Origin of the sequence: Microcoleus sp. Pol8_D6 (genome assembly GCF_036700965.1) — a bacterium.
GTDB lineage: Bacteria > Cyanobacteriota > Cyanobacteriia > Cyanobacteriales > Microcoleaceae > Microcoleus.
On the sequence record NZ_JAUBPW010000002.1, the window covers coordinates 65,257 to 77,995 of the forward strand.

At 42.3% G+C, this 12,739-nt stretch carries 8 protein-coding genes and 2 pseudogenes; 4 read left to right on the plus strand and 6 right to left on the minus strand.

All coding sequences use genetic code 11. The features are described 5' to 3' along the window. Positions 1-21 precede the first annotated feature (21 nt). A complete protein-coding gene (locus QUA10_RS01185; protein ID WP_333082234.1) occupies positions 22-603 on the plus strand; it encodes a hypothetical protein in 582 nt (193 codons plus the stop codon). A 782-nt stretch (positions 604-1,385) separates the two neighbouring features. Then, positions 1,386-3,887, plus strand: coding sequence for a glycosyltransferase family 2 protein (locus QUA10_RS01190; RefSeq protein ID WP_333082233.1), 2,502 nt, complete (start codon positions 1,386-1,388; stop codon positions 3,885-3,887). A 114-nt stretch (positions 3,888-4,001) separates the two neighbouring features. Here QUA10_RS01190 and QUA10_RS01195 read toward each other — a convergent pair whose 3' ends face one another. From QUA10_RS01195 to QUA10_RS01215, 5 genes and pseudogenes are all read right to left on the minus strand, one after another. Then, the gene (locus QUA10_RS01195) at positions 4,002-4,253 is read right to left on the minus strand and encodes a transposase (RefSeq protein WP_333082232.1); all 252 of its coding nucleotides are present in this window, start codon (positions 4,251-4,253) and stop codon (positions 4,002-4,004) included. Next, positions 4,228-4,518 (minus strand): transposase, encoded by a 291-nt coding sequence (locus QUA10_RS01200; protein ID WP_333086143.1) that lies wholly within the window; start codon positions 4,516-4,518, stop codon positions 4,228-4,230. Before QUA10_RS01200 ends, QUA10_RS01195 begins: the two co-directional genes overlap by 26 nt. 42 nt (positions 4,519-4,560) lie before the next feature. Next, positions 4,561-5,064 carry a helix-turn-helix domain-containing protein gene (locus tag QUA10_RS01205; RefSeq protein ID WP_333086144.1) on the minus strand — a complete coding sequence of 168 codons (504 nt, stop codon included), beginning with the start codon at positions 5,062-5,064 and terminating at the stop codon, positions 4,561-4,563. A gap of 136 nt (positions 5,065-5,200) precedes the next feature. After that, positions 5,201-6,441, minus strand: a pseudogene (locus QUA10_RS01210) (ISAs1 family transposase). A gap of 166 nt (positions 6,442-6,607) precedes the next feature. Continuing rightward, a pseudogene (locus QUA10_RS01215) lies at positions 6,608-7,589 on the minus strand (IS630 family transposase); the annotation flags it as partial. A gap of 151 nt (positions 7,590-7,740) precedes the next feature. On the opposite strand from QUA10_RS01215, the gene QUA10_RS01220 reads away from it, so the two are divergent. Next, the gene (locus QUA10_RS01220) at positions 7,741-8,013 is read left to right on the plus strand and encodes a hypothetical protein (protein WP_333086145.1); all 273 of its coding nucleotides are present in this window, start codon (positions 7,741-7,743) and stop codon (positions 8,011-8,013) included. Between the two features lie 41 nt (positions 8,014-8,054). Here QUA10_RS01220 and QUA10_RS01225 read toward each other — a convergent pair whose 3' ends face one another. Beyond that, positions 8,055-8,408 (minus strand): IS630 transposase-related protein, encoded by a 354-nt coding sequence (locus QUA10_RS01225; protein ID WP_333081293.1) that lies wholly within the window; start codon positions 8,406-8,408, stop codon positions 8,055-8,057. Between the two features lie 282 nt (positions 8,409-8,690). Between QUA10_RS01225 and QUA10_RS01230 the strand changes: the two genes are divergently transcribed. After that, positions 8,691-12,539 (plus strand): glycosyltransferase, encoded by a 3,849-nt coding sequence (locus QUA10_RS01230; RefSeq protein WP_333081292.1) that lies wholly within the window; start codon positions 8,691-8,693, stop codon positions 12,537-12,539. Positions 12,540-12,739 lie beyond the last annotated feature (200 nt).

The window sequence follows — 12,739 nt, forward strand, 5'->3', positions numbered from 1 at the left end:
TTCCCACCTAGGTATTACATCATGGCTACCCAATCTACTGATTCTGAATATTTTCGCGACTCACAAACTCAAGCCCAGATGGAACTTCTCGCCACAATTGTTCAGACTGATGTTGCTTATCCCTGGAATCCTGCACAGCTGGAATCCGAATCTTATTTAGCTGCCCTAGAGCAGGAATTTGCGCTATCTGATTCCTTCAGCGACAGCGATATTGCTTTGAAGTCGCAAGTTTTATTCTCGCAATTAGAACAAGTTTGGCTGACGACTGCTCTGCAAAAGTCTTTGCGCGAGAAATTTGCTCGCGTTCCTCAAGATTTTCTGGCCAGCATCGCTCAAAGCGTGCAAAACGCCACTGTTAAGTATCAATCTTTAGCTGACCAAATGGTAGAGTGCGTCTTAGATATTTTGCCTCAGTGGGCTGAGGAAGATTTGCAGGTGTTGGCACGTCCTTTGGCTTATGCCATGCGAGATGTTGATTCGGAAGGGGGGGAATTAGTCATGGCTACTACAAGACCTTGGGCCCAATTGTCGGAAATAGAACAAGCCAGAGTTAGTTTGGCTGTCGCCCGCTATGCAATCTCGCAATTAGAAATGGCTGATTAGTTTTTGGATGGCTAAATTTTTGTGCTGCGATCGCGGTAATTTTTTTAAATTAATATAAAATTAATCTACCTTTAGTTAGATGTCAAATTCATCTAATTGCTAAATTTTCTGGATTGCTATAGTGTGATATAGCAATCCTATTTGATTTGTAGACAAGATATAGCCTTGCTCAGTAATATGAGGTCCACGCTTAATAAGCGGGCATAGGCCTTCGTGGACATAAACCTCCGTGGGCATAGGGCATACCTCACCAAGATAGAGAACTGCTGTAATTTTTTTTGAACTATAGCAAGCGCGCCCGACGTTTATGACCCCGATGTGGCAGTATTTTCAATCAGCTTTTTATGGGGGGCGTTGCAGAAACGGCCCACAAGAATTATTTTTTATTATGGAATAGGCCCGAAAGCCTGTTGCCGACATTGCTGAAATCCTTGCCTAAGATTGCTTCTGATATCTTTTCCGGTTGAGTGGGAATGATAAAGTCAAGGTCAATAATTCCACATTCCCCGACTCCCCACTCCCCATCATTCCAGTGTTACCGGAATTCATATGACTTCTCTCCTTGGTAACTCAAACCTTCTTCCTTCTGCTATATTTTGCCAGGTTTGGACTGGCTAAGCAGTTTGGCAACAGCAAGCAAGATGAATTATCATACAATGGTCAGAATGTTAAAAAATGTAAATATACTAATGGGGGTGTGTCGGAATTTTCCACAGAATTAAAAAGTGGACAGCAGGAAACCCTTACTGTTGCATGCACGATCGGGACTTTAAAATTATTTTATGACAACTTCAAGATTTGATTTTCAAGACTTGAAACGCCGCTTTGGGCGGATTTCGCGGGTGCCGATGGCAACGCTAGTCGTGTTGGGGGCGGTTGCTTTCGCAGGTGCGATCGCCGCAGCCTGGTTTGGCAGTGAAGGTACAGTCAGCGGTATTTTTGCCACAATCAACACTTGGCAGCAAAACCCGCCTGTGTGGCTGCAAGTGCCTGCTACGAGCAAGATGTATTTGTTAGTGCCGACTATCGTGCTTGTCTCCGTTGCTTTAGCTGCAATTAAAATTTCGCCTCAACCGCAGAAATGGTCGCGCGCTGTGGTAGTTGCAATTGTTCTGGCTTTAACCATTCGCTACGTTTTATGGCGATCGCTCGCTACTCTAAATTTAACCGATCCCCTCAACGGTATCTTTAGTTTGGGGCTGTTTTTCCTAGAAATGTTACTAGTTTTCAACACCAGTATTCAACTGTATTTAATGCTGAGAATGAAAGACCGGCGTCGAGAAGCCGATCGCATGGCAGTTGCAGTTGAAGCTGGAAACTTCACCCCGCCAGTAGATATTTTCATCCCAACCTACAATGAACCGGCTTTCATTTTACGGCGCAGTGTAATCGGCTGTCAAGCATTAGATTATCCCAACAAAAAAGTATATTTGCTTGACGATACTAAGCGGTCTGAAATCAAGTTGCTGGCAAAAGAACTGGGATGCGAGTATATAACCAGACCAGATAATATTCACGCCAAAGCTGGAAACATTAATCATGCCACAGCCATTACAAATGGAGAACTAATTGTAGTTTTCGATGCGGATTTTATTCCCACTAAAAACTTTTTAACTCGCACAGTTGGATTTTTTCAAAATCCCGAAATCGCCCTCGTTCAAACACCGCAAAGCTTTTACAATCACGACCCCATCTCTCGTAATTTAGGTTTAGAAAATGTGCTGGCGCCGGAAGAAGAAATCTTTTATCGGCAAATTGAAATCATCAAAGACAGCGCCGACAGTGTGGTTTGTTGCGGTACATCTTTTGTTGTGAGGCGGAGTGCTTTAGAAGCAGCGGGAGGCTTGGTCACAGATTCAATCTGCGAAGATTATTTTACCGGAATTCGGCTGTCAGCAACCGGATATCGGTTAGTTTATTTAGATGAAAAATTGAGTGCTGGTTTGGCGGCTGAAAATATAGAAGCTCATCTAAATCAAAGGCTACGCTGGGCGCGAGGCACTCTTCAGGCATTTTTTATTGATTCCAATCCTTTAACAATTCGCGGTCTCAGATTTGTACAAAGGCTGTCTCATTTGGAAGGATTGCTGCACTGGTTTACCAGTTTAACCAAGGTTTTATATCTGTTGATACCTTTAGCTTATTCGTTTTTCGGCATCATTCCTTTGCGGGCAAGTGCGCGGGAATTGCTGTACTTTTTCCTGCCTTACTATTTGGTGCAACTTACTGTGTTTTCTTGGCTAAACCGCAGATCGGGATCGGCTTTGCTTTCCGATGTTTATTCGTTTGTCCAGTGTATTCCTTTAGCGGTGACGGTGGTGAGTTCCATGCTGAATCCCTTTGGGAAAGGGTTTCAGGTGACGCCAAAAGGAATGGCGAGCGATCGCTTTCGTTTTAACTGGAATTTGGGATGGCCTTTGATTGTATTGTTCGCAGCTACAGCAGTCAGTTTGTGGCACAATTTAAACATTAATTTAGTTAAAAATGTTGGCATAGTACAGTCAATATCCGAAAGTGCACATCTGTCAAAAGGAATGAGTTTGGGATGGATTTGGAGCGGGTACAACCTGCTGATGATCGGGATTGCATTGCTGATTTTGGTGGATATTCCTAAGCCGGACATTTACGAATGGTTCAATTTACGCAGGGTTGTACAATTGAATATTGGCGGTAAAAGTTTTTGGGGTATAACCACTGTAATTTCGGAAAGTGGCGCGGAAGTTGCTTTGACGCAGTGGCCAAGTTTTGCGGTGAAAAACCAAGGCAGTAAAGAAAGTTTTACAGCAGCAGAGATTTCGCAAAAATATGCCTTTGAGACAAGTTTATCCCAGGGTAAAATGAAACCACTCTCTCGCAGTGCGGCAGTCAAACCAAGGAGATCGGTAGCGCCGTCTGTTGTTGAGTTGGGCACAGAGCCTCGTTTAGCCAAAGGTTTAATTGATTGCGATTCTGCGACTGTGGAAATCATGGAAGAGAACTGTTTTATTCCTGTGGCTAAGATTGAGTTGGTGAGCGATAAATCTCAGTTTGAGTCAAGTTTTCGGGATGGAAAAGAGTGCAGTTTTGTGGAATTTCCCACTGTGCGAATTGCGTTCGATCGCCTGAACATTAGCCAGCACCGCTGTTTGATCGAAATGCTGTACTGTCGGCCGGGCCAGTGGCAGCGCCAGGAAACTCCCGGAGAATGGCGAGCGCTGTGGCTATTGTTGAGAATTGCTTTGAAACCGAGGGCTGTTTTTGAGAGGAATAGGTCAGTTAGACCGATCGCAGTTTCGCAACTTTAGCCATATCTCGCTGTTATAGCGCTCGCAAATCATTCGTAAATTAATTAAGGGTTCGATCGAGCAGCAGTTCCCTTGAGTTTTGGTTCAAAAATACCAAATTTGTGTAATACCAATTTAATATGAAGCTGCATAGAACAAAGCTTCCAGAATGAAAGTGTAAGAAGATAGTGAACTCATTTCTTCAGGTGTGATTTGTTGCAGAACCTGATCCAGTCGTTCGCGCAATTCCTTAAGAGTCAGAAACACTTCTTTCTTGAATTGTTGTTTGATAAATTGCCACACTCGTTCAATGGGATTGATTTCAGGGCTATGGGCTGGTTGACAAACGGGAATCAAGTTATCAGGCCAGTGCAGAGCACTGGTCACATGAGCCCCCGCCAGGGGAGAGTTGAATAAGTGCGATGTCATCTCCCAGTTGATGTGAGAGGGCATCAATAAACTCCTGAAATCTTTGAGTATTGAGGCGATCGTATTCTTGACAAAAATGCCAGCCGCTCAAAGGTTCGACCACCCCGTAGAGCCAAAAATTGTCACGTTTCCAGAGTACCAGTGCGTAAGGTTTCACTCCAAACGCCATAATCACTTTCCCTGTTTCTGTTTTAAGTCCCAAGCGGGTCTCGTCTTGACACAAGTAACGCAGCCGTTGTCCCTTTCCTTTCCAAGCGTTGATAGGTCAACAGGGCTGGGGCGATGTTTTTTTAAAACGCTGATCGGCATTGGGTTCTTGCTTCCCGCTTTTGGGGCGTGGCACTTTTAATTTAGCTTTAAGTCGATAGTGTACCCAATGATAGACTGTGGGGTATGTCAGGTTCAGTTGATAAGTCTCATTGAGCCACTCCACGATTTCTCCGTAACTTTTGAAGCCTGGTGGCTGTTCCAGTCTTTTTTGTAATCCGGCAAGAGCCTCTGGACTCAAGTGGGGCAATTTTCCGGGTGCACTCTTGACTGCCAACAATTCGGACAATCCTCCCTGACGATACTTTTGCAACCACCGAGTTACCGTTGAACCATCACGTCCCAGACGTTTGGCCAGGATTTGATGCTGAGTGATTTGTCCAGTTTTTAGCCACCACAACATTTGCAACCGTTCTTTCTGACTGGCGGTACGACTGTTTTTTAGTTGTTGCTCCAAACTCTCTGCACTTTCTGCGATCGCCACCATCAGTTGACGTGCCATAACTCATCACCTCTCAACAGTATCTTTATGCTATGCAACTTCATGTAAAATTGGTATAACTTGAGAAAGTCAAAGCTTTGTGACTGTATGGTAAAATTGAAAAACCATTTAACCCAGGGTAAGCGCATCTCAAAGGCTATTGACAAGCGGGTTGAGAGGCATCATCATGGGGAAATAAACAAGCAGCGAGAATAGTCAGCATATAGTTATTATCCATAGCGGCGCGATTGGATTTTTGGCGATTACTACGTTTGGAAGATTGCTCCAGATTTAAAGCATTAAGAGCAATTCGTCGCAGCAATGCTAAGTTTTGTGGCCCATGACCAGTACGGACGCGACAAGCATCTTCATTCCAGGTGACATCTAAAGTCCCATGCAGACCATTTTCAATACCCCAATGTAGACGTATAGCTTGCCCCAATTTATGAGCATTACATTCCAAACTCGTTAAATAAAACTGAGCTTCATGGGTAGTTTTATTCCAAAGATGTCTGACCCTGACTACCATGACAACACATTGAAGATCAACCCAATCTTTTTGGTTATGTAAAGTTGGTAATTGACAAATAGGAACACACCAACAGGAACGTTTTTCAGTCCGATGGTGACCTCGCTCTACTCGTTGGTCATAACTATGGATAATACCTTCAAACCCTTGAGATAATTGTTGCTCAAACCAATCTTTTACTTGTCCGTGAAGTTTAGGATGATTAGCTTTCAGGGCTAAAATGTAATCAGCTGTGTTCATAAAAAATTTGGGAGGCAATGGCTGTTTGCGTACCCATTTCATCAATCGTAATCATACATCCCGCCATATGTAATAATTCTAATAACGCAGGAATTGCAGTAATTTCATTAGATTTATCTGCTACCTTCACTTGTCCTAAAACAAGACGATATTGACTCGACCAAGCGCTCACTAGATGTAAAGCTGATTTCCCCTGCTCTCTATCATATGAGCCTTTGATAGTCTTACCATCAATGGGAATTACCTGCGCCCCTACTACCTCAACTATCGATTCTATCCAACGTCGAAAGCATTGCTCAAATACTTTGGGATTAATGCGTTAACTCGACGATTCGAAATGTATCTGCACTTGGGATACCTCCTGGTAAAGCTAAAAACTGCTCCAACCATTCACATTTACTTAATCCATAATTTTCCATGTCTTCCCATCCATTACCTCCTGCAATTACTGACAATATTCCCACGCTCAAAATATCTGTTAATATATGGACACGCGTTCTTTCTACACGAGGGTCTTTGATATCACCAAATACTAATGCCATTTTTTCTGTCAGTGCCGTCGCCTGAGCTATACTCAATCTTTTTGAGCTTTTAATCCTGTGTTTTCGAGATTTGAAACCTGATGCCATAAGACTAACCTGTTAAGTAAGATAGACACTTTATTCTTACAAGAATACTACCTAACATCTTTGATACTCAAATTGTCTCTATCAATCTACAAGTGGGTTCAATAATCTGTATTTTTAAATACAAAATTAGATGCGCTTACCCTGCCATTTAACCAAGGCATTGATAGCTGAGCCGATTCCCAAATTTTCTCACCCAAGTCTTGGCATGAAGCCAAATATCTTCGACTGGATTCTGCTCCGGAGCATTAGGAGCAAACAGGACACAAGTTAAAGACCATTCATCCCGCTCCTTACCTTGATTAATTTCTTCTAGGTAAGCTTTCATTTATTTATATTTGTGATAGCTGGCTCCATCCCAAATAATCAAATGTCTGGCTTCGGGATTTAAAGATTGTAAGTCTTTTAAGAAAGCCACTGTATTCTCAGAATTTGCCGTTGCATATTCTCGCAGAACAAACTGTTTTGTTAAATAATTTACTGCGCCATAATAAGTTTGTTTTTCTCTCTGATTCACGCCTTGGTATTTCTATTCTCTCGTTGCACCTTCCCGAAAGATAACCACAGACATCTCCCCACAATAGGTGACACTCATCAATCAAATACACCACAAGCTTTCTCGCTTCTATAGCTGAGCGGTGTTCTTCCAGACTTTCACAGATTTCTTGGTGCTTTTTTTTTGACGAGTTCTTCATCACATTTAGGATTTTTTTTGAGATTTTTTCCAGCTAATTCCCGCTGAATTAAAAAGTTCGTAGTAGCTAGTTTTTGATTGAAATTCAATCTGATATCGCTCGGCTATATAATTAATTTGACAATTCGGATAAATCCCACTGGTTTTTATTGGTTAACTATTGGATGACTTCCGCTCGTTCTTCAGGCTTAAGTTGTCCCCGCGAACCCTGATAATTTAAGCGCAACCCTTCAATTCCATGCAACGCATAATTGATTTTCCACTTACTGATAAATGGAGATAATACTCCCAATATATTTTGAATAGTTTCACGGGGAACTCCTTCAATTAAAATGCCGATAGAAGCAGCTCTTTTAAGTTCTCTTGGGTCGGGATTGCTGGCAATAAAATTTTCGAGTTACAATAAAGCTTTGACTTCATGCTCCACAAATTTTTCTGCCAATTTCTTTTGGGACATCTCAACTCCTACTGAGATTTACGTCCTCATTATTATACATGATTTGTGATTTACAATTCATTTGCGATCGCTATATATCCTGATTAAAACATCACAGTATGAATATTGAGGTAACATAAAGTTAGTTATTTCTCTCTAAATTACCCAATCCATGAAAGTCAACTCATCTTTGTTTTATAAAGCGGTTTTAGTGGCAAATTTGCTCCTAGCATCTGTCACCGGTGTGAGTGTCGGTGTTCAAGCCGAAACCAAAAACCATCCTGAGAATTATCGCTCTAAATACAGTTTTTACGGACAGAATCAACGACAAGCACAAACAATAGGCTGTTCAGTCAAGCAGAATCCCAACAAAATTACAATAGTATCATCTAAAAACACGCTCATTGTTTGGGTCGATATGTGTGACTTTTCCCCAATACTCTAACCTTAACTTCATGACTCTTTCTGTTCCGGCTTGGCTACTTCTCACTGTTTTTTTTTACGATTTAATCCCAACTTTTTTAAGGCGTTACACATAGCTGTTCTACCCACCGAATTTCCCGTCTTCTGGGCCAATAACTCACACAATTCTAGTAAGGTTGCATCGGGATGTGCTGCCACTATTTCTCTCAAAGAAGCTGTGGAATTATTCAAATGACTGTATCTCGGTTTCCCCCTGGGTTTCGGCTGTAAATTACCCTCTATTTTTTGTTGCTTGACCAGTTTTTGAACTAAACTTTTACTGACGGAAAATATCGCTGCTGTTTTTCTGCTAGACAGCTTCTGCTCGATATGGGCTGCTACTATTTTTGTTTGCAAATCTACGGAATATGCTTTCATTGGTGTATTTTTTTAATCTATTCTTATTGTACCTCATAACACCCGGAAGTGCTGTATATAGATTTCCTTTGGGAAAGAATGTTCGTGCAACAGTTGCTGTCATTTCTGGAATTGACGAGCAGTCGCGGGGGTTAAGAGTCATAATAAATTATTTAATAGGCTGCGTGATTACACAACCATTCTGCCTATTCAGGACGGCGATGTCTGAGGGGTGAAACCCCTCAGACATCGCCAACAGTCTCAAAAAATCCACACTACACTGTGCTAAATTCATTAGAAACTATGAACCCTAGTCTAGGAATAAACATCGCCGGCTACATTAACGGCGAATTTGGTATAGGAGAAGGTGTCAGAGCTAATATCAGAGCTGCAGAAGCCGCCGGGATTCCCTTCGCCATAAACAATTTTACCCGCAGTCCTCACCGCAAACAAGACACCACATATCAAAACTTTAGCCTAGACAATCCCCATCCCGTAAACTTAATTCAAGTCAACGCCGATCAAGTTGCAGCCTTTATCAAACATACAGGTTCCACCTATTTTGAAAACAAATACAATATCGGCTTTTGGGCCTGGGAACTTCCCGCATTTCCCCCAGAATGGCAGCCAGCATTTAATCACTTTCACGAAATATGGACTTACAGCAACTATTGCGCCGAGGCAATTTCTGCACTGGCGCCAATTCCCGTCATTAAAATCATGCCAAGTATTGATATTCCCGCACATTCCCTGAACAGAGAAGCACTGAATTTACCGAAAAATAAATTTATTTTCTTGTTTGTATTCGACTTTTCCAGCCGCATTGAGCGCAAAAATACTTTAGCGACAATTCAAGCATTTAAACAAGCTTTTGGCGAAGATGACCGCCTCTTGTTGATTATCAAATCTTCTAATTCAAACAAACATTTAGAGGAGCAAAATTTATTAAAATCTGCCATAGCTAATTATTCAAATATCAAACATCTAGACGGGTATTTGTCCAAAAATAAACTTAACGGTTTGCTGTATAATTGCGACTGTTATGTATCCCTGCACCGCTGCGAAGGATTTGGCTTAACAATGGCTGAAGCCATGTTTTACGGGAAACCCGTAATTGCCACCGGCTATTCATCAAATACAGAATTTATGAATGTCGGCAATAGCTATTTAGTCAAGTATAAGTTAATCCCAATTGAGCAAGATTGCGGGCCTTACAAAAAAGGCAATGTTTGGGCCGAAGCAGATGTCGAACACGCTGCAGATTTAATGCGGTACGTCTTTAACAATTACCGGGAAGCTCAACAAATGGGAGCGGTGGCGGCAGAAGAAATTAAGACTTTACTCAACCCGCAAGTTACAGGTAATAAAATTAGCAAACGTCTCGAATATATTGCCGAGATTACCGATAACTTTCAAAGCATACCTCTGTCAGGAACAGCCAAAGCGAAGTCGGGAAAAATTAGGGCTAACTTGCCACCATCACAGCAACAAAGTCAATTAAAAGGAGAACTGCCAAACGAGCAGCCGAAGGTTAGCATTTGCATTCCGACATACAACGGAGAAGCATTTATTGGGGAAGCAATTCAAAGTGCTTTGGCCCAAACATACCCTAACATAGAACTGATTATATCCGATGACGGCTCCACAGACCGCACAATTGCGATCGCCCAATCATTCCAATTACAAACCTCAGTTGATTTCCGCATCGTACTGCACCGCAACTACGGTTTATCACAAAACTGGAATTTTTGCATATCTCAAGCAAAAGGTCAATACATTAAGTTTTTGTTTCAAGACGACTTGCTCGCACCAGAATGTATTGAAAAAATGGTCGCCGTCGCCCAACAAAACCCAGAAATAGGTATGGTTTTCTCCCCGCGCGGCATCACCATAGCTGACGATGAATCTAACCCGATTTTGCGCCTAGCTTCCCAATCAATTAAAGATTTGCATAAAAGTTGGTCGAATTTAAAATCTATTCAGCCCGGAAAAGAGTTACTGGCTGATACTAACTGCTTGATCAACCCCATAAATAAAATTGGCGAGCCGAGTACCGTCTTAATTGCCGCGCGAGTTTTTGCAGAAATAGGATTATTTGATTCGGGATTATCTCAGTATGTAGACTTAGATATGTGGTGGCGAATCATGGGAAACTATCACATCGGATTTGTAGACGAAAAACTCTCGTCGCTGCGGATTCATCCCGAACAACAAACTTGGAAAAACTTCGCTGCTGGGGAAAATCATAAGGATGTAGTCAGATTTTATAAAAAACTACTAAATAGTCCTGATTACAGTTTCCTGGATCAACAAATCAAACAGACAATCCGCCAAAAGTTGGCATTGAGAACCCAGCCGAGTTTATCCGAATTGTCACCACTGCTTGATCAATACAATAAATTTCCCTCAAAACAGCCTCTGCTCGCGCTGCGCCCATACCGCCAACAGCTAGCTGAATATTGGCTGAATTTGCCAGCGGAAAAATTAGAAACTGCTTACTCGAAAGATATGGGGAAAGCTCATAAATTGCTACTAGATAGCGCCCTCAAAAATGAAAGTTTAACTGAGTCAGAACAAAGTTTTGTTCAGCAGTTATCCTCGAAACTTGATGAAGGAGGAGAAATTGCCGAGAAGATGCAATATCTCCTCGCAGCGATGCTGTACCGCGACGCTTATCAGTTGCCACTTGAATATAACAATGCAGCGATTCCTCAGTGGTTTTTTGACGATTTTCTGAAATTTATATTTCAGTCTCCCGGTTATTTTAAACAAAACTGGGAAGTAGAAAGGTACTCTGAATATTTCCAGCAGTTAATCAAGTACGTCGCTGCTAATATCGCTAGTTTTCCCGATTCAGAAGTTTGGCGTTATTTGGGGGATTTTATTGCGAAAAATGTTAGATTCCAACTTTTGTATTTTAGCGAGGTCAATCTACTCAATATATTGAGTCAGAGAGCTGATATTCTGGAATTTTATTTGAAAAATATCGGCTGTCAAATAGAATGGAATTTTCCTCATAGAGAACCTGAAAGAACTAAAATCCGAGTTGGGTTTTTGCTTGATAAAATTAGTGATGAATGCGAGACTCGTGCTGCCATTTCGAGTTTTGAATATTTAGACAGAAGCAAATTTGAAATAATCGTGTACTATTTCCAGGTACAAGACGAGCGACTGGGGAAATATTGCGAAAATTGCGCCGACAAACTGGTGCAACTGTCAGAAGATTTGCCCAATCAAGTTCGAGAAATGCGATCGCACGATTTAGATATTCTGCTAATCTGCACCAATACTACCGACACTTCCCAACCAAGCGCCCTCCTGTGCCTGCACCGACTAGCGCGAGTGCAAATAGCTACCGGTGTATCAACCCCCGCAACCACCGGAAGCCGAAATATCGATTATTTCATTGCTGGAGATTTGACATTGCCCGCAGGTGCAGCAGCAGAGTATCGCGAAAAATTAATTACTTTAAAAGGTTCGGGAGTTTGTTTAAGCTATACTTTAGGATCAGCACCTGGCAGAGTTGAACCGACTCGCAGGAGTTGGGGAGCTACAGACGAATCTGTAGTGTTCATGTCCGGCGCTCCAGCTTTGACAATTATCCCTGAATTGAGAGAAACTTGGGCAAAAATTATTGCTGCCGTACCGAATTCTATTTTAGTTTTGTATCCCTTTAGTTCGCGCAATGGAAACTATCCGACGGTGCCTTTTTACAACCAAATTCGATCGCTCTTTGCCGAATTTGGGATTGACAAAAAGCGCTTAGTTGTGATTAAGGCGCTGCCATCTCGCGCAGATTGCATAAAATGTCTGGAATTGGCTGATATATATTTAGACTCATATCCATACAGCAGTGCCTGCTCCTTAGCAGAACCTCTGTTGGTGGGGTTGCCTGTAGTGGTAAGAAAAGGGCAAACAACTCGATCGCGACAATCAGCCGCCGTGCTCGAAGAACTGCTATTTCCGGAACTGGTAGCAAACAGCGAGAACTCTTATTTAGAGCTGAGCACAGCACTGGGTACCAACCCAGAACTGCGTCGGCACTACCGCGATCAAATCCAGCAAAAAATGGCGGCAAACCCCAAATATCTCGACAGTCGCGCTTGCTCGACCCAACTCGAAACACTCTTTGAAAGACTATTCCGAGAGTGAAGGAAGAAGGAAGTTCAGCAACTAAGGAGTGTACGGGATTTAACGGATGGATGTTGAGGGAACAAGGAAGATGGCAGAAGTAAAGATTTTCCCACTCTCCCACTCTCGCATCCCGCTACCATTATGAGACCCGTGGGGAACCCCTCGCTAGGCAGAGCGTCAAGAAATAGACAGCAATAGCGCTAGCCCACTGACGGTCT